Genomic DNA, 26,086 nt, shown 5'->3' with positions numbered 1-26,086 from the left:
TCGGGCAAACAGGCTAGCAGTTTAACCGCAATTACAGCAGTTCTGGGTATTTGGTCATTTTCAGCGTCAGCTCTACGCCGCGCACTTCAGCCATCCCTTTCAGGCGACCAATTGCCGAATAACCTGGATTGGTTTTCTTCTTCAGATCGTCCAGCATCTGATGCCCGTGGTCCGGACGGAACGGGATAGGACGCAGGTCGCCCGCTTTCTTTCGGCGTAACTCTTCAGACAGAATAGCGTCAACCACCGCCACCATATTCACGTCACCGTTCAGATGCGAACCTTCATGGAAGGTTTTCGGATTGCTTTCACGACACGTCGCGCGCAGGTGAGTGAAGTGAATACGGTCACCGAAGGTTTCAATCATTTTGACCAGATCGTTGTCGGCACGCACGCCATACGAACCGGTACACATGGTGAAACCGTTATAGATGCTGTCGACGGTCTCTTTCAGCCATTGCATATCTTCGATGGTCGAAACGATACGCGGCAGGCCGAGAATTGGACGCGGTGGATCGTCCGGATGGACTGCCAGGCGCACGCCTGCTTCTTCTGCCACCGGAACGATAGCGCGCAGGAATACCGCCATGTTTTCACGCAGGTTATCTTTGCTGATGTGATCGTACTCAGACAGACGTTTGCGGAACTGGTCCAGGGTGTAACCCTCTTCCGCGCCCGGCAGCCCAGCAATGATGTTGCGAGTCAGTTTTTCGACTTCTGCCGCGCTCATCGCATGGAAATAGTCTTTCGCCTGCTGCTGCTCTTCTGCGCTGTAATCCGCTTCAGCACCTGGGCGCTTGAGGATGTGCAGCTCGAATGCCGCAAAGGCTATCTGATCGAAACGAAGAGCCTTCGAACCGTCCGGCAGGGTGTATTCGAGATCGGTACGGGTCCAGTCGAGAATCGGCATAAAGTTGTAGCAAACGGTATCAATACCGCAGGCCGCGAGGTTACGGATGCTCTGCTGGTAGTTCGCAATCCACGTTTTGCATTCACCGGACTGGGTTTTAATATCTTCGTGAACCGGAATACTTTCCACGACGGACCAGGTCAACCCTTTTTCGGCTAGCAGTACCTGACGCGCTTTAATTTCATCAACCGGCCAGACCTGACCGTTTGGAATATGGTGCAGTGCGGTCACAACGCCGGTGGCGCCAGCCTGGCGCACATCATCAAGAGAAACCGGATCATTCGGTCCATACCAACGCCAGGTTTGTTCCATTGTTTCACCCTCTTAAGTTGTTATACCAATATTAGTGATGCAGATGACGACTACCATACATGTTTCTCTGAAAGGGTCAATTTCCGCCCCGGCATTGATTGATCCAGCTCACATTCCCCGGATAAATACGGCACACCAATTCAATTTGCTGTCATATAACTTTACACTACCTGTTGTTAATTAATGGTTAAGCAGGTGTTTATATAATGAAGACGATCGCCACCGCCACGCTGCCCGACAACGTGCAGTTGCCTCAGTATGACCGACAACAGCTCCGCTCTCGGATTGTCCACTTCGGCTTTGGCGCATTTCATCGCGCTCACCAGGCGCTGCTAACGGACCGGGTGCTGAACGCGCAGGGCGGTGACTGGGGATTGTGTGAAATAAGCTTATTCAGCGGCGATGTGCTGATGAGCCAGCTACGCGCCCAGGACCACCTTTATACCGTGCTGGAGAAAGGTGCGGACGGTAATCAGCCGATTATTATTGGCGCGGTGAATGAATGCCTGAACGCTAAACTCGATTCCCTGGCAGCGATCATTGAGAAATTCTGTGAGCCGCAGGTGGCGATTGTTTCCCTGACCATTACTGAAAAAGGTTACTGCATCGACCCGGCCACCGGTCGTCTGGACCTGTCGCAGCCGCGGATCGTTCACGATCTGGAAAATCCGTCTGAACCCCATTCCGCTCCGGGCATTCTGGTCGAAGCCCTGCACCGTCGCCGCGAGCGCGGGCTGGTGCCGTTCACCGTGCTTTCCTGCGATAATATTCCGGACAACGGCCACGTGGTAAAAAACGCGGTGCTGGGCATGGCCAACAAGCGCTCACCAGAGCTGGCGCAGTGGATAGCGGAACACGTTAGCTTCCCGGGGACCATGGTCGATCGCATCGTTCCGGCGGCGACAGAAGAGTCTTTGGCGGAAATTGAAGCGGCGATTGGCGTTAACGATCCGTGCGCCATCAGTTCTGAACCCTTCATTCAATGGGTGGTAGAAGACCATTTTGTGGCGGGACGTCCTGACTGGGAGATTGCGGGCGTGCAGCTTGTGAGTGACGTGCTGCCGTGGGAACAGATGAAACTACGGATGCTGAACGGCAGCCACTCTTTCCTCGCCTACCTCGGCTATCTGGCAGGCTACGAACACATCAGCGATTGTATGCAGGACGCTGATTTTCGCCGTGCAGCGCTGCGTTTGATGATGCAGGAACAGGCTCCTACGCTGCGCATCACCGGCGTGGACTTGCAGGGTTACGCCGACAGCCTGATCGACCGCTTCACCAATCCGGCATTAAAACACCGCACCTGGCAAATCGCGATGGACGGCAGCCAGAAACTGCCTCAGCGCATGCTGGAAGGTATTCGCCTGCACCTGCAACGTGAAAGTGACTGGCCACTGCTGGCGCTCGGCGTAGCAGGCTGGATGCGCTATGTCAGCGGCACAGATGAACGCGGGAATGCCATTGATGTACGTGACCCACTGGTCGAAAAAATTCAGTCTATCGTTGCCAGTAGCAATGAACATGATCGCGTGACCGCCCTGCTCACGCTGAGCGAAATTTTCGGCACCGACCTGCCGCAAAATGCCGCGTTCGTCAGCAAAATTCAGCAGGCATGGCACCGGTTGACAACCGAAGGCGCACGTCAGGCAATCATTTCCACCGTGAATCTTTAACAGATCCTGCTATTTAGCGGACAGATATGTTGTCTGTCCGCCCTAAGTCTTCTCTTTTACGTCATTTTTCGCCAAGATATTGCGTACCTGTGACTTTATTACAGATGTTCATTCTGGAGCCAACGTGACGCTAACGAACCTGATTACCGGCTTTCTCGGCAGCGGTAAAACGACCTCCATTCTCCATTTACTGGCGCATAAACCGGCTGATGAAAAGTGGGCGGTGCTGGTCAATGAATTCGGCGAAGTCGGTATCGACGGTGCGCTGCTGGCTGACAGTGGAGCGCTGCTCAAAGAGATCCCCGGCGGCTGCATGTGTTGCGTCAATGGGTTGCCGATGCAGGTTGGACTCAACACCCTGCTGCGTCAGGGCAAACCGGATCGCCTGTTGATTGAACCAACCGGCCTCGGCCATCCGAAGCAAATACTTGATATCCTCACCGCGCCCGTTTATGAACCGTGGATCGATTTGCGTGCCACGCTGTGCGTGCTCGATCCGCGTCAGTTGCTCGATGAAAAAGCGGTCGCCAATGAGAACTTCCGCGATCAACTCGCGGCGGCCGATATCATTGTGGCGAACAAAAGCGATCGCACAACGCCGGAAAGCCAACAGGCGTTCGATAGCTGGTGGCAAACCTACGGCGGTGATCGCCAATATGTGCAAGCCACTCAGGGTGCAATCGACGGCGCATTGTTAGATTTACCACGCAGGAATCTGGCGGCTCTGCCCGAGAGCGTGGCGCATTCGCACAGTCATGCCTCGAACAAAGGTCTGGCGGCGTTGAATTTGCCTGAACATCAGCGCTGGCGTCGCAGCATTAACAGCGGTCAGGGCCATCAGGCCTGTGGCTGGATTTTTGATGCTGACACCCAGTTTGACACCATTGGCCTGCTGGAATGGGCCCGTCTGGCGCCGGTTTCGCGGGTGAAAGGCGTGATGCGTATTGCGGAAGGATTAGTCCGTATTAATCGTCAGGGTGCTGACCTGCAAATTGAAACCCAATCCGTTGCGCCGCCCGACAGCCGCATTGAACTTATCAATGACAGCGAGACTGACTGGAATGCACTACAGTCAACCTTGTTGAAGCTTCGTTTAAGTTAACGTCGGTATGTTGCGCGTGTTTTACCTGCTTTGAAGACTTTGTTATGAAAACTCGAATTCCCCTTATATTACTGCTAAACATCGCCGGTCTGGCCCTCTTTATGAGCTGGTTTGTACCCGCTAATCACGGGTTCTGGTTCCCGCTGGACTCCGGTATTTTCCACTTCTTTAATCAGGGTATTCCTGCGAGTCATGCCTATGTCTGGTTCCTCGCTATTACCAATAACCGCGCCTTTGACGGTTGTTCACTACTGGCAATGGGCTGCCTGATGCTCAGCTTCTGGCGGAAAGAAGCGCCACAGGGCCGCCGTAAAATTGTTATTATTGGCCTGGTGATGCTGCTGGCGGCGGTCATTGTTAACCAACTCGCCCAACATTTAATGCCGGTCAAACACGCCAGTCCGTCTCTGTTTTTCCCGGATGCTTATCGGGTCAGTGATGTGCTGCATATTTCGACTAAAGACGCATCAAAGGACAGTTTCCCAGGCGATCACGGGATGATGCTCCTGATATTCGCCACCTTCATGTGGCGATATTTTGGCCGTAAAGCGGGAGCAGTAGCCCTGATTATTTTTGTGGTTTTTGCATTCCCACGCGTAATGATTGGCGCTCACTGGTTCACCGATATTGCCGTCGGTTCACTGACGGCGGTCCTGATTGGTATGCCGTGGATCCTGCTCACATCGCTCAGTGATAAAACAATTGCCCTATTTGATCGCCATTTGCCTGGGTCGAATAACAAAAATCAAACAAGTTCCTAACTAAAATGCGTTGTCATCATCAGGGATCGTTTTCGATCCCTGATGATGAGCTGAAGAAAAAATATTCAATCTCATCATTTTCCTGTCATCAGATTTTGCTTAAAAATGAGCGAATTGCCTATTTAACGTGCATCTTTTCCGCTATTTTTCGCGTTAGCAGAATCCTCTCTTTGCCTATCACAATTTCTTATTAAAAATCCCGTAAAAGCGCTAGCCAGCCTGGTTTTGATAGGGTAATCTCAATCTCGTTTTGTCTTTCCAGAGATAAATAATTCAGGAAGTGAATAAATTTGTGCAGTACTGCACAGTTTCACACTTCGGGAATTGTCTCATTGATGACAGGTATTTAGTCTCGTCACGGTTGGCATTTTTATAACGGTTTTTATCGTTAAGGACTTCAAGGGAAAATAAATCACATGGTCAAATCTCAACCAATTTTGAGATACATCCTGCGGGCAATACCCGCGGTAGCAGTCGCGGTCCTGCTTTCTGCATGTAGTACGACAAACACCGCAAAGAATATGCATTCTGAGACGCATGCTGTGGGTAACGAAGATCCTTCGTCACTGCAAGCCTCTCAGGATGAATTTGAATCCATGGTGCGTAATCTTGACGTTAAGTCACGCCTGATGGATCAGTACGCCAGTTGGAAAGGCGTACGCTATCGTCTCGGTGGCGAAACGAAACGCGGTATTGATTGTTCCGCCTTCGTCCAGCGTACCTTCCGTGAACAATTTGGTATGGATCTGCCTCGTTCTACTTACGAGCAGCAGGAAATGGGCAAGTCGATTAAACGCACTCAGCTGCGCACCGGTGATTTAGTGCTGTTCCGCGCCGGGTCGACGGGTCGCCATGTAGGCATTTACATTGGCAACAACCAGTTCGTTCATGCATCCACCAGCAGTGGTGTGACAATTTCAAACATGAGTGAGCCATACTGGAACAAGCGCTATAACGAAGCGCGACGTGTCCTGAGCCGTTCCTGATGTTCTTCTCGCTGTCGGTTTTCCCTTGGCAGACAGCGAGAATCAGAAAAAGCACTGCTTAGCAGTGCTTTTTTTTTCTTCTTCCGTCTCTGCCTGCCAGGATGGCTAAATAGACTATGCTGGAAAGACGCAGCCCTGCGTCACAACGCATTGAATTACCGTTTCAAATATTACGGATAAAGAAAGCTATGTTCACGCGTTACTTCTCGCTCGGCCGCAAGATCCTCTTATCCAGTCTGTTGCTGGGTGTGGTGATTGCTTTACTGGCCGGCAGTGCGCAACTCATGATTTTCCATCATAAACGTGCTGAACAATTCGATATCATCATTCACGATTTGCAGAAATACCTGAACGGCTATTTTAGCGAACTGCTGAATACGGTTGATAAGCTTCAGCCACTGGCCCTGAGCCGCTGCACAGACGTTGCGCCCGAGCTGACGTCCCGGGCCGCCTTTAGCCTCAACGTCCGCGCCTTTCTGTTGGTGAACAACAATAACGCCACCTGCTCTTCGGCAACCGGCGAAATGAACGTGCCGATGAAACAGCTGGTGCCGCAGGTAGATTTCACAAAATCTCTGGATATCGAAATCCTTCCCGGCACGCCGATGTTGCCACAGCGCCCGGCATTTGCCCTGTGGGTTCGTAGTCCACTGCTCGAAAATCGCGGCGTTTTCACCTCGATAAATGCCAGCCTGATGCCGTGGATCCTCTACTCCTCACGCCAGAATCAGTTCAGTGGCATTGCAATCATCGCCAATAACACCGCTATTTCTACCTTCAGCCCGCATCCGTTACTGGTCAGCGAGTTGAAAGGCACGCCTATTCGCAGTGCGCAAATCAACGATCTGCCGCTGACGGTGAATGTCTATGGCGATGCATGGGCCGTCGAGAATATGCAGTACTCTCTGCTGATGGGCGTGATGTGTGGCCTGCTTTCCGGCCTGCTCTGCTATTACGTGCTCACCGTCCGTTTGCGCCCGGGCAGGGAAATTACTACCGCCATTAAGCGCAACCAGTTCTCGGTGGTCTATCAGCCCGTGGTTGATGCCCAGGATATGCAGATTCGCGGAGTGGAAGTGCTAATGCGCTGGAAGCACCCGGCTGCAGGTGAAATTCCTCCCGACGCGTTCATCAACTTCGCCGAAGCACAGCAGCTCATTGTACCGCTCACCCGTCATCTGTTTGAACTGATAGCCAAAGACGCGCCGATGTTGCAAAGCATACTCCCGCCGGGCGCGAAGCTTGGGATCAACATCGCCCCGGCCCATTTGCTGGCAGACAGTTTCCAGCAGGATCTGCGAGATCTCAGCGCCATGCTGCCACCGAACTACTTCCAGCTGGTGCTGGAAATCACTGAGCGCGACATGCTCAATCAACGCCAGGCAATGAAGCTGTTTGAATGGCTTCATCATGAAGGTTATGAAATTGCGATCGATGATTTCGGCACCGGACACAGCGCGCTTATCTATCTGGAACGTTACTCGTTCGACTACCTGAAAATCGATCGCGGCTTTATCAACGCCATCGGCACCGAAACGGTAACGTCTCCGGTTCTGGACGCCGTGTTATCGCTGGCTAAAAAAATGAATCTGGTCACCGTGGCAGAAGGCGTGGAAACCCAGGAACAGGCGAACTGGCTGCGCGAACACGGCGTCAACTTCCTGCAAGGATACTGGGTAAGCCGCCCGCTGACGCTCGAAAAGCTGCTCGAAGCCCATGCAAAACCAGAGAATTATTTCACAACGGCCTGAGCGTCACTTATGATTCAACAAGATGAGTGAATTGCCCGAATGACCGCAGAAGGAATAAATACCGGTGATTGTTGTGCGCATGGGTTTATTGATGCTTACGCTGCTGACCCTTACGGCAGCGCAGGCACAAACTATAAAGGAAAGCTACGCGTTCGCCGTGATTGGCGAACCGAAGTACGCTTTTAACTTTAGCCATTACGACTACGTGAATCCGGCGGCACCGAAAGGCGGCGCGGTCACGCTGTCAGCCCTGGGCACCTTCGACAACTTCAACCGTTTTGCGCTGCGTGGCAACGCCGCCGAGCGTACCGATGCGCTGTACGACGCCCTGTTTACCACCTCCGACGACGAACCCGGAAGCTATTACCCGCTGATTGCGGATATGGCCCGCTATGCTGGCGACTTTTCCTGGGCCGAAGTGACCATCAATCCCCGCGCCCGCTTTCATGACGGCAGCAAAGTCACCGCAGAAGATGTCGCCTTCACCTTTCACAAGTTTATGACCGAGGGCGTGCCACAGTTTCGGCTAATTTACAAAGGCACCACGATGAAAGCCATCGCGCCGCTGACCGTACGCATTGAGCTTGCGAAACCGAGCAAAGAGGACATGCTGAGCCTGTTTACGCTGCCGGTGATGCCGGAAAAGTTCTGGCGTAACCATAAGCTCAGCGATCCGCTCTCCACTCCGCCGCTGGCCAACGGGCCGTATAAAATTACGGCATGGAAGATGGGCCAGTACGTCGTCTATTCCCGGGTGAAAGACTATTGGGCGGCGGATTTACCGGTGAATCGCGGACGCTGGAATTTCGACACTATTCGTTATGACTATTATCTCGACGATAATGTGGCTTTCGAGGCCTTCAAGGCCGGGGCTTTTGATTTCCGCACCGAAACCAGCCCGAAAAACTGGGCCACGCGCTACATCGGCAAAAACTTCAGCAACCATTTCATCGTCAAAGAAGAAGAGAAAAACGACTCCGCGCAGGACACTCGCTGGCTGACGTTCAATACCCAACGTCCGGTATTTGCCGATCGCAGCGTGCGCGAAGCCATCGGCCTGGCGTTTGATTTTGAATGGATGAATAAGGCGCTGTTTTACGGGGCCTACAGCCGGACAAACAGCTATTTCCAGAACACCGAATATGCAGCGCGTGGCTATCCCGACGCCGACGAGTTGGTATTGCTGGCCCCGATGAAGAAAGACTTGCCGCCGGAAGTCTTCACCTCAATGTATTCGCCGCCGAAATCCAACGGAAACGGTTTCGACAGAGCAAACTTGCTGAAGGCCGACAAACTGCTGACAGACGCCGGTTGGGTGCTAAAAGGCCAGCAGCGGGTGAATGCCAAAACCGGCAAACCACTGCAATTCGAACTGCTGCTCCCGTCAGCGGGCAACAATCAGTGGGTAATGCCGTTCCAGCACAATTTGAAGCGCCTCGGCGTGACGATGGACATTCGCCAGGTCGATTTGTCACAAGTCACCAACCGGATGCGCACCCGCGATTACGACATGATGCCGCGCCCGTGGCGAGCAATGCCGTGGCCGAGCGGCAGCGACCTGCAAATTTCCTGGTCGTCGGAATACATCAACTCCAGCTATAACGGTCCCGGCGTCAGCAGCCCGGTGATTGATAATCTGATTAAACAGATGATTCACTGGGAAGGTAACAAACAGAAACTTCTGCCGCTTGGGCGCGCGCTGGACCGCGTGTTAACCTGGAATTACTACCAGTTGCCGATGTGGTTTATGGCCTCAGACCGCATGGCTTACTGGGATAAATTCTCGCATCCGGCGGTTCGTCCCATCTATTCTCTGGGCTTCGATAACTGGTGGTACGACGTCAATAAAGCGGCGAAACTGCCCGAAGCACGGCGTTAAGGAGCAAAGATGGGCGCTTACCTGATTCGCCGACTGTTGTTGGTTATCCCCACGCTGTGGGCCATCATTACCATCAACTTTTTCATCGTGCAGATTGCCCCCGGTGGCCCTGTCGATCAGGCGATTGCAGCCATTGAATTTGGCACCAAAGGCGGTATGCCGGGCGGTGGCGCAGAAGGTATGGGCGCGACACATGCCCGTACCGGCGTAGGCAATATCAATGAAAGCCAGTATCGCGGCGGGCGTGGTCTCGACCCGGAAGTGATCGCCGAAATCACCCACCGTTATGGTTTCGACAAACCGATGCACGAGCGCTATTTCACCATGCTGTGGAACTACGTGCGTTTCGATTTCGGCGACAGCCTGTTCCGCAGTGCTTCGGTCTTACAGTTGATCAAAGCAAGCCTCCCGGTTTCGATAACGCTGGGGTTATGGAGCACGCTGATAATCTACCTTGTGTCTATTCCGCTGGGCATCCGTAAAGCGGTCCATAACGGCGCGCGGTTCGACACCTGGAGCAGCGCTTTCATCATCATCGGATACGCTATTCCCGCCTTCCTGTTCGCCATCGTGCTGATTGTGCTGTTTGCGGGCGGCAGCTATTACGACCTCTTCCCGCTACGCGGGCTGGTTTCGGCCAATTTCGATACCCTGCCGTGGTATCAAAAAATCACCGATTATCTGTGGCACATAACCCTGCCGGTACTGGCGACGGTGATTGGCGGCTTTGCTGCGCTGACGATGCTGACCAAAAATGCGTTTATGGACGAGATTCGTAAGCAGTATGTGGTCACCGCACGCGCCAAAGGGGTCAGCGAGAAAAACATCCTATGGAAACATATCTTCCGTAACGCCATGCTGCTGGTCATAGCCGGGTTCCCGGCAACGTTTATCAGCATGTTTTTCACCGGATCGCTGCTGATTGAAGTGATGTTCTCGCTCAACGGGCTGGGCCTGCTCGGCTATGAAGCGACCGTTTCCCGCGACTATCCGGTGATGTTTGGTACGCTGTATATTTTCACCCTGATTGGCCTGCTGCTGAATATCATCAGCGATATCAGCTATACGCTGGTCGATCCGCGCATTGATTTTGAGGGCCGCTGATGCCACGTTTAAGCGCCGTCAATCAGGCCCGCTGGGCACGCTTTCGCCATAACCGCCGCGGCTACTGGTCGCTGATGCTGTTCCTGATTATTTTTGCCTGCAGCCTCTGTTCAGAGCTTATCGCCAACGACAGGCCGCTGGTGGTGCAGTATCACGGTGATATCTATTTTCCGGCGCTGAAAACCTACAGTGAGAAAGACTTCGGCGGGCAATTTGCCACCGCCGCCGATTTTCAGGATCCGTGGCTGCAAAAGCAGCTGAGCGATCACGGCCGCGTGCTGTGGGCGCCGATTCGCTTTGGCGCTAACTCGATTAACTTTTCCACCGACCGCCCCTTCCCTGCCCCACCGTCGGCACAAAACTGGCTCGGCACTGACGCCAACGGCGGCGACGTGCTGGCGCGCATTCTTTACGGCACCCGCATTTCGCTACTGTTTGGCCTGATACTGACGCTGTGCTCAAGCGTAATGGGCGTACTGGCGGGCGCGTTGCAGGGCTATTACGGCGGGAAAATCGATTTGTGGGGTCAGCGTTTTATCGAAGTGTGGTCCGGAATGCCGACGCTGTTTTTAATCATCCTGCTTTCCAGCGTCATTCAGCCTAACTTCTGGTGGCTGCTGGCGATAACCGTGCTGTTCGGCTGGATGACACTGGTCGGCGTGGTTCGCGCTGAGTTTCTGCGCGCGCGTAATTTTGACTACATCCGCGCTGCACAGGCGCTGGGCGTCAGCGACCGCGGCATTATCTTCCGCCATATGCTGCCCAACGCGATGGTCGCTACCCTGACCTTCCTGCCGTTTATCTTGTGCAGTTCGATTACCACACTCACCTCACTCGATTTCCTCGGCTTTGGGTTACCGCTGGGTTCGCCTTCGCTGGGCGAACTGCTGCTGCAGGGCAAAAATAACTTACAGGCACCGTGGCTTGGGATCGCCGCGTTTTTATCGGTGGCGGTGCTGCTGTCGCTATTGATTTTCATTGGTGAAGCTGTACGCGACGCCTTCGACCCCAGCAAGGTGGTGTGAGATGACGAAACCCTTATTAGACATCGACAATCTCTCCATTGCCTTCAGCGCCAGAGGCGAGACCCGCAGGGTGGTAAGCGAGCTGTCGCTGCAGGTGGAAGCCGGAGAAACGCTGGCGCTGGTCGGGGAATCTGGCTCCGGCAAAAGCGTGTCGGCGCTGTCCGTCCTGCGCCTGCTACCCACGCCGCCGGTGAGTTATCCGACGGGCGATATTCGTTTTAACGGGGAGTCTCTGCTTCATGCCAATGAGCGCGTGCTGCGGGGGATCCGTGGGAATCGCATCGCAATGATTTTCCAGGAACCAATGGTGTCGCTCAACCCGCTGCATTCGCTCGAAAAACAGCTGTATGAAGTGCTGTCCCTGCACCGGGGAATGCGTAAAGAGGCGGCACGCGGCGAGATCCTGACCTGTCTGGATCGCGTCGGGATCCGCAATGCCCGCCAGCGGCTGGACGATTACCCGCATCAGCTTTCCGGCGGCGAACGTCAGCGCGTGATGATTGCCATGGCGCTGCTGACGCGCCCGGAACTGTTGATTGCCGACGAACCCACTACCGCACTGGACGTGTCCGTGCAGGCGCAAATTCTGCAACTGCTGCGCGAGTTGCGCCAGGAACTGAACATGGGCTTGCTGTTTATCACCCATAACCTGGGCATCGTACGCAAGCTGGCGGACAACGTGGCGGTGATGCAGAACGGTCGCTGCGTGGAACAGCGTGACGCCCTGTCTCTGTTCCGTCATCCTGAGCATCCTTACACCATCAAACTGCTCGACAGCGAACCCACGGGCGAGCCCGTACCGCTGCCGCCGGATAGCGCCCCGCTGTTGCAGGTAGAAAACCTGCAGGTCGCATTCCCCCTTCGCAAAGGCGTGTTTCGCCGGGTTGTTGATGAAAACAGAGTGGTCAACAACATCAGTTTCACCCTGAATACCGGTGAAACGCTGGGTCTGGTGGGAGAATCCGGGTCGGGGAAAAGCACCACCGGTCTGGCGCTGCTGCGGCTGATCGCCTCGGCGGGCAATATTACGTTTGATGGGCATAAAATTCAGGGCCGCACGCGCAAGCAGATGCTGCCGCTGCGTCACCGGATTCAGGTGGTTTTTCAGGATCCCAATTCGTCGCTGAACCCGCGCCTGAACGTGCTGCAAATTATCGAAGAAGGTTTACGCGTTCATCAGCCCGCGTTGAGCAGTAACGCGCGTGAAAACCAAGTGATTAGCGTGATGAAAGAAGTGGGGCTCGATCCGGAAACCCGCTGGCGTTACCCGGCTGAATTTTCTGGCGGCCAGCGCCAGCGCATCGCCATCGCCCGGGCGTTGATCCTCAAACCGCAGCTTATCGTGCTGGACGAACCCACATCATCGCTCGATCGGACCGTACAGGCGCAAATCCTCGCCTTGCTGAAATCACTTCAGCAAAAGCATCAGCTGGCCTACATCTTTATCAGCCATGACCTGCATGTGGTACGTTCGCTGTGCCATCAGGTGATTGTACTGCGTCAGGGAGAAGTGGTTGAGCAAGGTGACTGTCAGCGCGTGTTTGCCGCACCAGCGCAGGAGTATACGCGCCAGCTGATTACGCTAAGCTGACGCTCAGAAAGGGTTGTTACCAGAGAAAGGCTCAGCGATAGCCACGCCGAAATTTTTCAGTCGGCAGGTTGCCGCGAACTCATCTTGCATGTTCACGAACAGGCACGGCTCGCCTTCGCATTCCAGTACGGAGCTTGGCAATTCGATATCCGTTAACGCCTGACTCAGCTTCTGCATCACGGGCCATGCGGTATCGCCGTCAGGACTCAGTAATTTCAGTGCCACCAGGCAATTATCATCTTCGTTACCGTTTTGCGGAATCGGTTCAACTCGTGAACCTGCAAAACCGGCAGACCAGCGATAGCTCTGGGGCAGTCGGTGTACGATAGAAAGCTGTTGTGTATTCACGTCTTTTTCCCCGGAAGCAAAATGCTTCACAAATATTTCACATCCATATTAACACATCGTTGACAAATCGTCCTGCATCCAGCCAAGGGTACGTACGTTTTTATCGTCACTCGTATGCCAAACTGGCATAACGGCGCTATATGTACCCGTTTCTGTGATCTAAAACAACCTTTTTATCTACAGTGATGTGACTTTTTACACTAATTGATTTTACATAAAATAAACATAATCGGGCAGTACAAAACGCTTAGCGGTTGATATGCATCAAAAAGAGGCTGATTTCAGCCTCTTTTTGTTAAACAGATGTGTATTAGCGCGGATTTTTACGAGGACGACTAGCGTAGAGAGAGAACAAAATCGAACAACTGGCGCAAAATGCGATGGAAAACAGCATCGGCCACGCAGTGGTAAAGATCGCCATCGACAGCAACGCCCCCACAATCGCGCCAATCCCGAAGCGGAAAGTTCCCGCCAGCGACGACGCGGTGCCCGCCATATGCGGGAATTCGTCGAGAATAACCGCCATCGCGTTGGAAGAAACCATCGATACGCAGCCCACAAACGCCGCCACACCGAGCACCAGAGACCAGAAGCCCACGCCAAGTAGCGCGCAGACCACCATCCAGACCGCCATCGCGAACTGGATCCACAGCCCGGCGCGGAACATGTTCAGCGCACCGACTTTGCGCACAAAGCGGCTGTTGATGATGGTCATGATAAACAGGAATACGATATTCAGCGCGAAGTAATAACCGAAATGCTGCGGTGAAACGTGGTTCAGTTCGATGTAAACAAACGGCCCGGCGCTGAGGAACGAGAACATGCCAGCGAAGCTGAAGCCGCTGGCCAGCATGTAGCTCAGCACGCGCTTATGGCGGAACAGCGAGGCAAAGTTCCCCATCGTGGTGCGGATATGAAACTTCTGACGCCGCTCCGGCGGCAAGGTCTCATCGATAAAGAAGAAGATCATCGTTGAGGCCAGAAGTGCGGCAATGGCGAGGATCCAGAAAATCGCATGCCAGCTGAACCACACCAGCACTGCCCCGCCGACCATGGGCGCCACCAGCGGCGCAATGGTCGTCACCAGCATGACGAACGACATCATGCGGGAGAACTCTTCTTTTGGGTAAATATCACGCATCAGGGCGTTGATCACCACGCTCGCTGCCGCCGCAGCCAGGCCGTGGAAGAAGCGCATAATGATCAGGTGATCGATGGTCTGCGACAGCGCACACGCCACCGCAGCCGCCGCGAACACCAGCGTGCCACCGAGAATAACCGGCTTACGGCCAATGCTGTCGGCCATCGGGCCATACAGCAGCTGACCGAGCGCAAATCCCAGAATGTAGGTGCTGAGCGTCATCTGCGCACTGCCCGCCGGAACACCGAACTGCGCAGAAATGACCGGCAGCGCCGGGAGATACATATCAATTGAAAGCGGCATCAGCATGGCCAGAAGGCCAAGGATGAATACTATTCCCAGCGAGGAGTGCTGCCTGGTGGTCACTAATCTGCTCCTGAAGTTAGCGCGGCGATAAGCCAACGCTGGCGATTTCGTCTTCCGTCAGCGCCCGGTATTCACCTGGGGCCAAATCGTCATCAAGTTTAATCTCGCCAATTCGTTCGCGATGCAGGCCCACAACGTGGTTACCTACCGCCGCAAACATGCGTTTCACCTGGTGGTAGCGCCCTTCACTGATGGTCAAACGGACTTCAGTCGGGGTCAGCACGTCCAGCTGCGCAGGTTTGGTCAGATCTTTTTCATTATGCAGCTGAACACCTTTGGTGAATTGTTCAGCTGTGTCATCGGACACCGGCGATTCCAGCGTCACCAGATAGGTTTTCTCGCAGTGGTGACGCGGGGAAGTGACGCGGTGCGACCATTGACCGTCGTCGGTCATCAGTACCAGGCCGGTGGTGTCGATATCCAGACGCCCTGCGGCGTGCAGCTTGTGCGCCAGTGGCTCATCGAGAAAATAAAGCACCGTCGGATGATCCGGGTCATCCGTTGAGCACACATAACCCTGAGGCTTGTTGAGCATGAAGTAGCGTGGGCCAGTCGGTTGGGTCAACGGATTTCCGTCATATTCCACAGTGTGTTCCGGCAGGACCTTAAACGCGCTGAGTTTGATAATCTCGCCGTCCACGGTAACGCGGCTGGCGCGAATTTCACGCCCGGCAATGGCACGGCTGACGCCGAGTTGCTGGGCGATAAACTTTTCGAGTCGCATGAAGTATTTTTAGCCTGTAATTGTGCGGGTATCGGGCGTGGCCCGAAAATGAAGCTGTACTAAGGGTCAAGTATAACGGCCCTGCTAAGCCACTCAAGCGAAAAGATTCATGGCATACTATTTGCCTGGAAATAATGACGCTGGAACCATGACCTTTACTCTTCGCCCTTATCAGCAGGAAGCGGTGGACGCCACCCTCTCCCACTTTCGTCAACACCAGCAGCCCGCGGTGATTGTGTTGCCCACCGGCGCCGGTAAAAGCCTGGTGATCGCCGAGCTTGCGCGCCTGGCGCGTGGGCGTGTGTTGGTGCTTGCTCACGTCAAAGAACTGGTGGCGCAGAATCACGCGAAGTACCTGGCGCTGGGGCTTGAGGCGGATATTTTTGCCGCCGGATTAAAGCGCAAAGAGAGCCACGGCAAAGTAGTATTCGGCAGCGTACAGTCGGTGGCGCGCAACCTTGAACTGTTTCAGGCCGAGTTTTCGCTGTTGATCGTCGATGAATGCCACCGCATCAGCGATGACGATGACAGCCAGTACCAGCAAATCCTCAATCACCTTAAAAAGGTGAACCCTCACTTACGCCTGCTGGGGCTGACCGCCACGCCGTTCCGTCTGGGCAAAGGCTGGATTTATCGCTTTCATTATCACGGTATGGTGCGCGGCGATGAAAAAGCGCTGTTTCGCGACTGCATTTATGAACTACCGCTGCGCTACATGATTAAGCACGGCTTTTTGACACCGCCGGAACGGCTGGATATGCCGGTGGTTCAATACGATTTCAGCCGCCTGCAGGTGCAAAGCAACGGCCTGTTCAGTGAGGCAGATCTTAACGTTGAGCTGAAAAAACAGCAGCGCGTAACGCCGCACATCATCAGCCAGATTGTTGAATTTGCGCAGAATCGCAAAGGGGTGATGATTTTCGCGTCTACCGTAGAGCACGCCAAAGAAGTCACCGGCCTGCTGCCAGCCTCAGAGGCGGCGCTGATCACCGGCGATACGCCCACGCCGGAACGAGACCGGCTGATTGAGGCGTTTAAAGTCCAGCAGTTTCGCTATCTGGTGAATGTTGCGGTGCTGACCACCGGGTTTGACGCCCCGCACGTCGACCTGATTGCTATTCTGCGCCCGACGGAATCCGTCAGCCTGTATCAGCAAATTGTTGGCCGTGGCCTGCGCCTGTCGCCGGGCAAGACCGATTGCCTGATACTCGACTACGCCGGAAACCCGCATGATCTTTTCGCCCCAGAAGTCGGCGCGCCGAAAGGCAAAAGTGACAACGTGCCGGTGCAGGTTTTCTGCCCGGCCTGCGGTTTCGCCAACACGTTCTGGGGCAAAACAACCCAGGACGGCACGCTTATCGAACATTTTGGTCGCCGCTGTCAGGGCTGGTTTGAAGATGACGACGGCCATCGCGAGCAGTGTGATTTCCGCTTCCGCTTTAAAAACTGCCCGCAGTGTAATGCGGAAAATGACATCGCGGCGCGCCGTTGCCGCGAATGCGACACCGTGCTGGTTGACCCGGACGATATGCTGAAAGCGGCACTGAAGCTCAAAGATGCGCTGGTGCTGCGCTGTAGCGGCATGACGTTACAAGACGGCGCTGACGAAAAAGGCCCGTGGCTGAAAGTGACCTATCACGACGAAGACGGGGCCGATGTAAGTGAGCGCTTCCGTCTGCAAACGCCTGCACAGAAAACCGCATTCGAGCAGCTTTTTATGCGGCCACATACCCGCACCCCCGGCGTACCGCTGCGCTGGATTACGCCAGCCGATATCCTCGCTCAGCAGGTTTTACTGCGTCATCCGGATTTTGTCGTCGCGCGTAAAAAAGGACATTTCTGGCAAGTGCGCGAAAAAGTCTTTGATTATGAAGGCCGTTTCCGTCGCTCCAATGAACTGCGCTAGGGATATTTTCCCTGGCGTCATTTTTTTTCACTTTTTCTGCATCCGTTTTCTTCGCTCATTCGTATTAACAGTTGAGGGCACCAATTAGCCCGAATCGAAAACGCAAATGAGGGAATGAAAATGAAACAATTTCTGCCATCTCTGATTTTTTCAGCACTGGTTTTCAGCGGCGTGTCTCAGGCAGCCATGATGGATAACAGCACCGTGATGGTCGGCGGTGCAGCCATGTACCCCTCGAAAAACATCGTGCAAAATGCCGTGAATTCGAAAGATCACACCACGCTTGTGGCGGCGGTAAAAGCTGCCGGTCTGGTCCCGACACTCGAAGGAACCGGGCCCTTTACCGTCTTCGCCCCCACTAACACCGCCTTCGAAAAACTCCCTCCGGGAACCGTGGACTCCCTGCTCAAACCCGAAAACAAACAAAAACTCACCGCCGTTTTGACCTATCACGTAGTGGCGGGCAAATACGATATGAAAGCGCTTGAGAAAAAAATCAAAGCCGGGGGCGGTAAAGCCGAGCTGAAAACCGTTAACGGTGGCTCGCTGTGGGTCATGGCGAACGGCCCACATAATATCCAGTTGAAAGATGCACGCGGCAATATCGCCAACATCACCACCTACGACGTTAATCAGAGCAACGGTGTGATTGATGTCATCGATACTGTGCTAATGCCATAAAGCGTTGCCTATACTGAGTGCAGCCACGGATGCGTGGCTGCATCTTTAACAGGGACCCTGATGACAACCAACGCGCCTCATATTCATGCCGGCATCATGACCAAAATAGCCTCCGGCGATAAAGATGCCCTGGCACAGCTCTACCGCACCCTTTCTCCTCGCCTGTTTGGGATTATTTTGCGCATGGTCCGACGCCGCGACTGGGCGGAGGAAATCCTGCACGATACCTTTATTCAAATCTGGCAGTCTGCGACATATTACGATGAGCAACGCAGCGAGCCACAGATTTGGCTGAGTCATATCGCCAGAAATCGCGCCATTGATTACCTGAGAAAACATGAGAATCGCTGCTGTTCGGTGGATGATATTACCGAAGCGGAAGAAGGCTTTCAGGCCCCGCTTGCGGAGGAAGACAGTCATCTGGAAGCCCGCCGACTGCAGCATTGCCTGGAGAATCTACCGCCTGAACAGCGGCAAAGTATTGCTCTGGCTTACTATCGCGGGCTGTCACAAACCGAAATCGCCCTGTCGTTGAGCCAGCCAGAAGGCACCGTTAAAAGCTGGATCCGCCGCGCGCTGACACATCTCAGGGAGTGTGTGGGCCTATGAACATTCAGGAAAATGATGACTTCCTCGCCGCTGAGTTCGTTCTCGGCGTGCTGGATGAACCCACCCGAGTGCAGCTCGAACGAAGACTGGCCACTGATGTTAGCTTTGCGCAGCAGGTCACGCGCTGGCAAAAAGCCTTTAGCGGGATAGACGTGACAACGCAAGATGTCACACCTGCACCAGACGTATGGTGGGCCATTCAGCGCGACATTAATCAGAGTCCCCGAGTCGCGGCGGTCGCCCCGGTTCGTTCACGACCAACGGCCTGGATCGGCTGGGCATTTGCCGCCACGCTGGCGGGCGTGCTGGTGTTCACTTACGTGACGAAACCGGAACAGGCGTCACCGATGCGGCCGGTTGCGGTGTTAAATGGCGCGCAGCCGGGTGAACAGTTCGTGGTCAGCGTGAATAAATCTGCGTCGATGATTCAGGTCTCGGCGCTTAACGTGACGCTGCCGCAAAGCAAAAACCTGCAACTGTGGCTGATTAAAGGCAGCAATCCACCGCGCTCACTGGGCCTGATAACCCACCACACGGGTAACGAATTCAAACTGGGCGCCGAATCTTTGGACAATCAATCGGTACTGGCGATTAGCCTTGAGCCTGTTGGCGGTTCAAAACTGGCGGGACCTTCAGGGCCGGTAATATTCCAGGGTAAAATCAGCACGCTTTAGTGCCCGGACGCGGCCAACTAAGAGGCAGCCTGAAGCATGATGGGGAGAGTTTAATTTGCCCCGAAAGGGATTGAAGGCTATAATCCCGCCCGCTTTTGCATGTGCAAAGCAGATCACTTGCCTGTTGCTGGGTCGCCTGTAACAGGATTACATATAGAGAGACATCAATGTTTACTTTAAACGCAGAAGTACGTAAAGAGCAGGGTAAGGGTGCGAGCCGCCGCCTGCGTACCGCTAACCAGTTCCCAGCAATCGTCTACGGTGGCGAAGCTGCTCCAGTAGCTCTGGAACTGGACCACGACAAAGTGTGGAACCTGCAGACTAAAGAAGGTTTCTACACCGACGTTCTGACCATCGTGGTTGCTGGTGGTAAAGAAGAGAAAGTGAAGGTTCAGGCTGTTCAGCGTCACCCGTTCAAGCCAAAACTGACTCACATCGACTTCGTTCGCGCGTAATCGCTGACAAGTTGTGAAGAACCCCGCCTCGGCGGGGTTTTTTTATCGCTGATTTTGGGTTACTTACCGCTGGTGCGGCGCTGTAACTGGTCACGCAGGTTGGGTGGCGTGCCTTTGATGGTCAGCGTATCAGTGGCCGGATCCCAGAAAATACGTTCGCCAAGCAGTAACGCATCAAAGTTGATGGTCAGCCCACCGCCGCTTCCGGCGTATTTGGTCAGCTGGCGCAGCGTGCTTCTGTCCGCCGGGAAACTCTCTTCCAGCTCGTAGCCTTTGTCGGCGGTGAATTCGTGGAAACTCACTTCGCTGACGCCGGACAACTCTTTTGACAGCGACTCCAGCTCAATCTCTTCCCCGGCCTGCAGCTGTTCGTTGCAATAGGTGTAGACCTGCTGGCGCACGCTCTGACGCTCGGATTTATCGAGTTCTGCTTCGGCAGTAAAATCATCAACTGCCTGCAGCAAACCGCGGTTCTGCGCTTTGGCGTTCAGCCCTTCGCTTGCCCCGAGGAAATCCATAAAGAAATCGGCAACTTTGCGCCCTACTCGCCCTTTCAGGAACGTCAGGTAGCGGCTGGAGTCCGGATTAGTTTCCCATTCGGTCAAATCAATACGCGCCACGATATCGGCATGATTGATATCGAGATAGTGCGTGGAACTGATATCCAGCTGCTCGTTCACGCGCATGCTGCTCAGATTGTTGAGCACCGCCACCAGCAGATATTCCACCGCCAGATAGCGATAGTGACAAAACAGCACGATGCCGCCGTCAGCGAACGGGTATTTCGCCAGTTCGTCACGCAGGCGACCGGTCGCTGCGCGGCTAAAGGCCAGGAAATCTTCCTCACCCTGACGATGCAGGCGCAGAGACTGGGCCAGCTCGCTCTCTTCATTGAACATCCCGTAGGCTTTGTTCTTTGCGCTGTAGACCCGATGCAGCTCAGCCATCATCTCTTCGACCGTTGCCGTCGGCTCCAGCAAAGTATCGCGCAGCACCACTTCAAGGTTCTCTTCATCACGCTTGATCATCTGGTGCAGGGCAATCTGGTTGATATCCAGACTCATGTTAAACTCTCCTTTTAGACCGGACGGTATTCAACCATCGCAGACGCAACTGTGTAAAGGCGAAAAAAAGCGGAAAAAAAGCTGCTGCTACGGTAATATGTTGCCCTTTCATGAACAAACAGATTCTGGATTTATGCCGCAAATCTCCCGCTACAGTGATGAACACGTTGAACAGCTGCTGACTGAGCTTGCCAACGTGCTGGAAAAACACAAGGCACCGACTGACCTTTCACTGATGGTGTTGGGCAATATGGTGACTAACCTGATTAACACAAGCGTCGCGCCAGCACAGCGCCAGGCGATTGTCCGCTCCTTTGCTCAGGCGCTGCAATCTTCTGTTAGCGACGACCCAGCGCACTAAGCGCAAAAGGAAGACGACAAACAGTTTATGGTGACTCATCGTCAGCCCTATCGAGAAAAAGTGTCCCAGATGGTCAGTTGGGGGCATTGGTTTGCCCTGTTCAACATTCTGCTGGCCGCAGTTCTCGGTAGCCGCTATCTGTTTGTCGCCGACTGGCCGACGACGCTGTCGGGTCGCGTGTACTCGTACATCAGCCTCGTCGGGCATTTCAGCTTTCTGGTGTTCGCCACCTACCTGCTGATCCTCTTCCCGCTCACGTTCGTTGTCATGTCTCAGCGCCTGATGCGGTTCTTATCCGCCATTCTGGCCACCGTGGGCATGACGCTGTTGCTTATCGACAGCGAAGTCTTTACCCGCTTCCACTTGCACCTTAATCCGGTGGTGTGGGAGCTGGTGATTAACCCCGATCAGAACGAAATGGCCCGCGACTGGCAGCTTATGTTTATCAGCGTGCCGGTCATTCTGCTGATTGAGATGCTGTTCGCCACCTGGAGCTGGCAAAAGCTGCGTAGCCTTACGCGCCGCCGCCACTTTGCTCGCCCCGTCGCCTGGTTTCTGTTTACTGCATTTATCGCCACGCATGTGATGTACATCTGGGCCGATGCGAATTTCTACCGCCCGATAACCATGCAGCGCGCGAATTTGCCTCTTTCCTATCCGATGACCGCCCGTCGTTTCCTTGAGAAACATGGCCTGCTCGACGCGCAGGATTATCAGCGCCGTCTGGTAGAACAAGGCGATCCGGAAGCCGTTTCCGTGCAATATCCGCTGAGCGATTTACGCTACCGCGATATGGGCACTGGGCAGAACGTGCTGCTGATTACGGTCGATAGCCTGAACTATTCCCGCTTTGAGAAGCAGATGCCAGCCCTGGGCAGTTTTGCACAGCAAAACCTTAACTTTACTCAGCACATGAGCGCCGGCAATGCCGCCGACAGCGGGATCTTCGGCCTGTTCTACGGGATTTCGCCAAGCTATATGGATGGAGTCCTGTCCGCACGTGTTCCAGCGGCGTTGATTTCCGCGCTGAATCAGCAGGGTTACCAGCTGGGTCTGTTCTCCTCTGACGGATTCAGCAGCCCAGTGTATCGCCAGGCGCTGCTATCTGACTTCTCGTTGCCGCCGTCCAAATCTCAGAGCGATGCGGACACCGCCTCCCAGTGGATTAACTGGCTGGGGAGCTACGCGCAGGAAGAGAACCGCTGGTTCTCCTGGATTTCGCTCAACGGAACTACGCTTGCCGACACCCAGAAGCAAGGCTTTAACCGCCGTTATGCCCGCGCTGCCGGCAACGTCGATATGCAGATTGACCGCGTATTGACCGCGCTGAAAGCGTCCGGCAAGTTCGACAAAACCGTGGTGATTATCACGGCGGCACACGGCGTATCGCTGGATAAAAAAGGCGCGAATTTCGACTGGTCTCGCGAGCAGCTTCAGGTTCCACTGGTGGTTCACTGGCCGGGTACGCCGGCGCAGGAAATCACCACCCTGACCAACCATAAAGATGTGATGACCACGCTGATGCAGCGCTTGCTGCACGTCAGCACGCCAGCCAATGAATATTCTCAGGGGCAGGACTTGTTCAGCGCCACGCGCCGCCATAACTGGGTCACCGCCGCGAGCAATACTGACCTGGCGATAACCACGCCGAAGGTGACCGTCGTGCTGAATCACAACGGTAACTACCGCACGTGGAATCGCGACAATGAGAAAGTGGAGAACGAGAAGCCACAGCTGAGCCTTCTGCTCCAGGTGCTGACCGAAGAGAAACGTTTCATCGCTAACTGATTGATTATTTTTGAATCAATTGGTGGAAACCGTCTTGCATCCGACGTTGAAAACGGTAGTATTATTTTCGGCGTCGGCACGTAGCGCAGCCTGGTAGCGCATCGTCATGGGGTGGCGAGGGTCGAGAGTTCAAATCTCTCCGTGCCGACCAAAATCATTTTCCGAAACGTTATTGCTCGCCAACCACACTCAATCACCAACAAGCCTCGCTCGACAAAACATCTAAGATCATAACGTTAAATGATAACTACATTTTATAAAGGGTAGACACTGTGCAAACACACGGCGCACACCCGATGTGAACAATGTGTTATCCTCCGCTTTAGTGAATAACGCAAATTCGATCCTGATTAAGGACATCAAGAGGTTTTATGCGCATCGGAATCGCCTTCCCTATCCTGTGTTTTATCGTCGCTGTCGCTTTCCTGGCCTGGTTTATCATTGGTGGTTACGCCACACCGGGTTCCTGATTTTCACTGGCAACCCGCCTTAGTAGATATCACCACACATAATTAAAATATTGGTAAATAATACTTACCATTCATCATGGTGATGGTACGATCTGCTTGTTGCTAACTGCTCAAAAGGATTAACAGTGAAAAACGCATCCAAATTTGCTGCTGCCGTGCTTTCCCTCGCCTGTGTTTCTGCCAGCGCCTTCGCGGCCAATACGCCGTTGGAAAAAGTAGCCCCGTATCCGCAAGCGGAAAAAGGGATGAAGCGTCAGGTCATTACGCTTGCGCAGCAGAAAGACGAATCTGGCTACAAAGTGGAGTTGCTGATTGGTCAAACGCTGGAAGTTGACTGCAACCAGCATCGCCTGGGCGGTGAACTGGAAAGTAAAACGCTGCAAGGCTGGGGTTACGACTATTACGTCTTCGACAAAGTGACTTCCCCGGCGTCCACCATGATGGCCTGCCCGGACGGCAAAAAAACACAGAAATTCGTGACCGCATGGCTGGGGGACGACGCGATGGTGCGCTACAACAGTAAGCTGCCAATTGTGGTTTACACGCCAGAAAACATCGACGTGAAATACCGCATCTGGAAAGCTGAAGAAAGCGTGCAGAACGCCGAAAAGCGCTAATTCAGCGATACAAAAAGCCCCGTTAATGGACTGCCCCATACAGTGGGACAGTTCATGTTAAGCGGGGCTTTTTTGTTACAGGGCGATATCCGCCACCGGTTGCAGCTCCACCAGCGGAGGCGTGAACTGCGCCTGAGGTACAGGATCGGCCTGCGTGTCGGCATCATAACACAGGCCGAGCACTTCACTAGTGTGCGCCAGCGCCTGCTGAATGGCCTGCGGATCACCGCTCAGACTGCTGCCGTAAGTCGGCACTACCGAACGCAGTTTTTCCTGCCATGCAGGCGAACTCACTTTCTCTTTGAATACCTGCTCCATCAAATGCAGCATAATCGGGGCCGCCGTCGATGCACCCGGTGAGGCACCCAGCAGCGCCGCCACGGTGCCATGCTCGTCGCTCACCACTTCGGTACCCAAGCGCAGCACGCCGCCTTTGTCCTCGTCGCGTTTGATGATTTGCACGCGTTGGCCCGCCTGCCACAACCGCCAGTCATTTTTCTTCGCTAACGGGTAGTATTCCTGTAACGCAGCCAGACGGTCTTTATCATTCTGCATCACCTGCCCGACCAGATACTTCACCAGACTGAAGTTATCCAGACCGACGTTAATCATCGGCAGAATGTTTGATTTGTTGGTCGAGCCGAGCAAATCCCACAGCGAACCGTTTTTCAGGAACCTGGTCGAAAACGTCGCGAACGGCCCAAACAGCACCGCGCGCTTACCGTCGATGATGCGGGTGTCAATGTGCGGGACCGACATTGGCGGCGCCCCCACGGAGGCCTGGCCATACACTTTCGCCAGATGATGATTCACCACCTCCGGGTTTTCGCACACCAGGAACTGGCCTCCGACCGGGAAGCCCGCGTACTCTTTCGCCTGTGGAATGCCGGTCTGTTGCAGCAGTTTGAGTGCCGCCCCGCCCGCGCCGATAAAGATAAATTTCGCCCGGATGGTGCGACGAACTTTAGCATTGTTGGCGTCAGAAACGCTGACCGTCCAGCTGTTATCCACGTTGCGTTTGAAACGGCGCACCACGGTATTGAGCTGTAACGAGAAATTGTCATGACGGCGCAGGCCGGCAATGAGCTGGCGGGTGATTTCACCGTAGTTCACATCGGTGCCGATTTCGGTCCGCGTCGCGGCAACCTTCTGCTGCGGGTCGCGCCCTTCCATCACCAGCGGAGCCCACTTCTTAATCTGTTCGGTATCTTCGGAATAACGCATTCCTTGGAACAGCGAGTTCTGCTGAAGTGCTGCATAACGCGCGCGCAGGAAGTTGACGTTATTTTCGCCCCACACAAAGCTCATGTGCGGAACGGTATTGATGAAGGTCTTCGGCTGTTGCAAAACGCCGCGTGTCACCTGGTGCGCCCAGAACTGGCGCGAGATCTGAAAGGCTTCGTTAATCTCGATGGCTTTGTCGATGGTGACAGAGCCATCCGCTTTTTGCGGCGTGTAGTTCAGTTCCATCAGGGCAGCATGGCCGGTACCGGCATTATTCCAGCCGTTGGAGCTCTCCTCGGCGACGCTTTCCATACGTTCAACCAAGGTAATAGACCAATCCGGCTCCAGTTCCTGAAGCCAGGTTCCCAGCGTGGCGCTCATGATGCCACCGCCAATCAACAACACATCCGTCTCATGCTCGGTACGGGCGTGGGTCTGGTCTGCCAGAGGTTCGGCATCTAAACCAACCGCCTGTGAGCTGCGTACGGCCATCTTTTTAGTCATCGTAATGAGCCTTACTGTACTCGCGTTTTTTGTTTTAGCGCAGGTGAAACGATTCGGGGA

The 26,086-nt window shown here is 54.3% G+C and carries 24 protein-coding genes and 1 tRNA gene; 19 read left to right on the top strand and 6 right to left on the bottom strand.

Annotated features, from left to right (window positions below):
• Positions 1 to 31: 31 nt before the first annotated feature.
• On the bottom strand, positions 32 to 1,222 hold the full coding sequence (gene uxuA / locus MUU47_RS16865) for a mannonate dehydratase (RefSeq protein ID WP_258989286.1): 1,191 nt from the start codon (positions 1,220 to 1,222) through the stop codon (positions 32 to 34).
• A gap of 206 nt (positions 1,223 to 1,428) precedes the next feature.
• Between uxuA and MUU47_RS16860 the strand changes: the two genes are divergently transcribed.
• From MUU47_RS16860 to yejF, 9 genes are all read left to right on the top strand, one after another.
• Positions 1,429 to 2,895, top strand: a complete 1,467-nt coding sequence (locus MUU47_RS16860; protein ID WP_258989285.1) for a mannitol dehydrogenase family protein — start codon at positions 1,429 to 1,431, stop codon at positions 2,893 to 2,895.
• Positions 2,896 to 3,019: 124 nt separating this feature from the next.
• The gene (locus MUU47_RS16855) at positions 3,020 to 3,997 is read left to right on the top strand and encodes a CobW family GTP-binding protein (RefSeq protein WP_159770431.1); all 978 of its coding nucleotides are present in this window, start codon (positions 3,020 to 3,022) and stop codon (positions 3,995 to 3,997) included.
• Positions 3,998 to 4,041: 44 nt separating this feature from the next.
• Positions 4,042 to 4,758, top strand: coding sequence for a phosphatase PAP2 family protein (locus MUU47_RS16850; protein ID WP_258989284.1), 717 nt, complete (start codon positions 4,042 to 4,044; stop codon positions 4,756 to 4,758).
• 416 nt (positions 4,759 to 5,174) lie between these two features.
• On the top strand, positions 5,175 to 5,744 hold the full coding sequence (mepS, locus tag MUU47_RS16845; RefSeq protein ID WP_159770428.1) for a bifunctional murein DD-endopeptidase/murein LD-carboxypeptidase: 570 nt from the start codon (positions 5,175 to 5,177) through the stop codon (positions 5,742 to 5,744).
• A gap of 188 nt (positions 5,745 to 5,932) precedes the next feature.
• Entirely contained in the window at positions 5,933 to 7,495 is a 1,563-nt protein-coding gene (gene pdeN / locus MUU47_RS16840; protein WP_258989283.1) for a cyclic di-3',5'-guanosine monophosphate phosphodiesterase PdeN, read from the top strand.
• A gap of 67 nt (positions 7,496 to 7,562) precedes the next feature.
• Positions 7,563 to 9,374: an extracellular solute-binding protein gene (locus tag MUU47_RS16835; protein WP_258989399.1), complete on the top strand. Its 1,812-nt coding sequence runs from the start codon at positions 7,563 to 7,565 to the stop codon at positions 9,372 to 9,374.
• 9 nt (positions 9,375 to 9,383) lie between these two features.
• Positions 9,384 to 10,478, top strand: a complete 1,095-nt coding sequence (locus MUU47_RS16830; RefSeq protein ID WP_258989282.1) for a microcin C ABC transporter permease YejB — start codon at positions 9,384 to 9,386, stop codon at positions 10,476 to 10,478.
• Positions 10,478 to 11,503: a microcin C ABC transporter permease gene (locus MUU47_RS16825; RefSeq protein WP_258989281.1), complete on the top strand. Its 1,026-nt coding sequence runs from the start codon at positions 10,478 to 10,480 to the stop codon at positions 11,501 to 11,503. The genes MUU47_RS16830 and MUU47_RS16825 overlap by 1 nt, the downstream gene beginning before the upstream one ends.
• A 1-nt stretch (position 11,504) precedes the next feature.
• Complete coding sequence (yejF, locus tag MUU47_RS16820; protein ID WP_258989279.1) at positions 11,505 to 13,094, top strand: microcin C ABC transporter ATP-binding protein YejF; 1,590 nt, start codon at positions 11,505 to 11,507, stop codon at positions 13,092 to 13,094.
• Between the two features lie 3 nt (positions 13,095 to 13,097).
• On the opposite strand, the gene MUU47_RS16815 is transcribed toward yejF, so the two are convergent.
• The 3 genes from MUU47_RS16815 to rsuA form a co-directional block, all read right to left on the bottom strand.
• Positions 13,098 to 13,442, bottom strand: a complete 345-nt coding sequence (locus MUU47_RS16815) for a YejG family protein (protein ID WP_258968126.1) — start codon at positions 13,440 to 13,442, stop codon at positions 13,098 to 13,100.
• 310 nt (positions 13,443 to 13,752) lie between these two features.
• The gene (locus MUU47_RS16810; protein WP_258989277.1) at positions 13,753 to 14,949 is read right to left on the bottom strand and encodes a Bcr/CflA family multidrug efflux MFS transporter; all 1,197 of its coding nucleotides are present in this window, start codon (positions 14,947 to 14,949) and stop codon (positions 13,753 to 13,755) included.
• Positions 14,950 to 14,965: 16 nt separating this feature from the next.
• On the bottom strand, positions 14,966 to 15,673 hold the full coding sequence (gene rsuA, locus MUU47_RS16805) for a 16S rRNA pseudouridine(516) synthase RsuA (protein WP_258989276.1): 708 nt from the start codon (positions 15,671 to 15,673) through the stop codon (positions 14,966 to 14,968).
• Between the two features lie 148 nt (positions 15,674 to 15,821).
• On the opposite strand from rsuA, the gene radD reads away from it, so the two are divergent.
• The 5 genes from radD (at position 15,822) to rplY (ending at position 19,998) form a co-directional block, all read left to right on the top strand.
• Positions 15,822 to 17,579 (top strand): DNA repair helicase RadD, encoded by a 1,758-nt coding sequence (radD, locus tag MUU47_RS16800; protein WP_258989275.1) that lies wholly within the window; start codon positions 15,822 to 15,824, stop codon positions 17,577 to 17,579.
• A gap of 120 nt (positions 17,580 to 17,699) precedes the next feature.
• On the top strand, positions 17,700 to 18,260 hold the full coding sequence (locus MUU47_RS16795; protein WP_258989274.1) for a fasciclin domain-containing protein: 561 nt from the start codon (positions 17,700 to 17,702) through the stop codon (positions 18,258 to 18,260).
• 60 nt (positions 18,261 to 18,320) lie between these two features.
• Positions 18,321 to 18,869, top strand: coding sequence for a sigma-70 family RNA polymerase sigma factor (locus MUU47_RS16790; protein WP_258989271.1), 549 nt, complete (start codon positions 18,321 to 18,323; stop codon positions 18,867 to 18,869).
• Positions 18,866 to 19,543, top strand: a complete 678-nt coding sequence (locus tag MUU47_RS16785; RefSeq protein ID WP_258989270.1) for an anti-sigma factor — start codon at positions 18,866 to 18,868, stop codon at positions 19,541 to 19,543. Before MUU47_RS16790 ends, MUU47_RS16785 begins: the two co-directional genes overlap by 4 nt.
• 167 nt (positions 19,544 to 19,710) lie before the next feature.
• The gene (rplY, locus tag MUU47_RS16780) at positions 19,711 to 19,998 is read left to right on the top strand and encodes a 50S ribosomal protein L25 (protein ID WP_258989269.1); all 288 of its coding nucleotides are present in this window, start codon (positions 19,711 to 19,713) and stop codon (positions 19,996 to 19,998) included.
• Between the two features lie 59 nt (positions 19,999 to 20,057).
• Here rplY and yejK read toward each other — a convergent pair whose 3' ends face one another.
• A complete protein-coding gene (gene yejK / locus MUU47_RS16775; RefSeq protein WP_258989268.1) occupies positions 20,058 to 21,062 on the bottom strand; it encodes a nucleoid-associated protein YejK in 1,005 nt (334 codons plus the stop codon).
• 133 nt (positions 21,063 to 21,195) lie between these two features.
• Between yejK and MUU47_RS16770 the strand changes: the two genes are divergently transcribed.
• From MUU47_RS16770 to eco, 5 genes are all read left to right on the top strand, one after another.
• Positions 21,196 to 21,423: a YejL family protein gene (locus MUU47_RS16770; RefSeq protein ID WP_159770401.1), complete on the top strand. Its 228-nt coding sequence runs from the start codon at positions 21,196 to 21,198 to the stop codon at positions 21,421 to 21,423.
• 27 nt (positions 21,424 to 21,450) lie between these two features.
• Entirely contained in the window at positions 21,451 to 23,211 is a 1,761-nt protein-coding gene (yejM, locus tag MUU47_RS16765; RefSeq protein WP_258989267.1) for an LPS biosynthesis-modulating metalloenzyme YejM, read from the top strand.
• A gap of 74 nt (positions 23,212 to 23,285) precedes the next feature.
• Positions 23,286 to 23,362 (top strand) — tRNA-Pro (locus MUU47_RS16760).
• A 220-nt stretch (positions 23,363 to 23,582) separates the two neighbouring features.
• Positions 23,583 to 23,681 (top strand): YoaK family small membrane protein, encoded by a 99-nt coding sequence (locus tag MUU47_RS16755; protein WP_146220051.1) that lies wholly within the window; start codon positions 23,583 to 23,585, stop codon positions 23,679 to 23,681.
• 125 nt (positions 23,682 to 23,806) lie between these two features.
• Positions 23,807 to 24,298 (top strand): serine protease inhibitor ecotin, encoded by a 492-nt coding sequence (gene eco, locus MUU47_RS16750; RefSeq protein ID WP_258989266.1) that lies wholly within the window; start codon positions 23,807 to 23,809, stop codon positions 24,296 to 24,298.
• A gap of 75 nt (positions 24,299 to 24,373) precedes the next feature.
• On the opposite strand, the gene mqo is transcribed toward eco, so the two are convergent.
• On the bottom strand, positions 24,374 to 26,026 hold the full coding sequence (gene mqo / locus MUU47_RS16745; protein ID WP_258989265.1) for a malate dehydrogenase (quinone): 1,653 nt from the start codon (positions 26,024 to 26,026) through the stop codon (positions 24,374 to 24,376).
• Positions 26,027 to 26,086 lie beyond the last annotated feature (60 nt).

Origin of the sequence: Scandinavium hiltneri (assembly GCF_024764835.1) — a bacterium.
GTDB lineage: Bacteria > Pseudomonadota > Gammaproteobacteria > Enterobacterales > Enterobacteriaceae > Scandinavium > Scandinavium hiltneri.
This window is presented reverse-complemented; position numbering and strand designations above follow the sequence as displayed.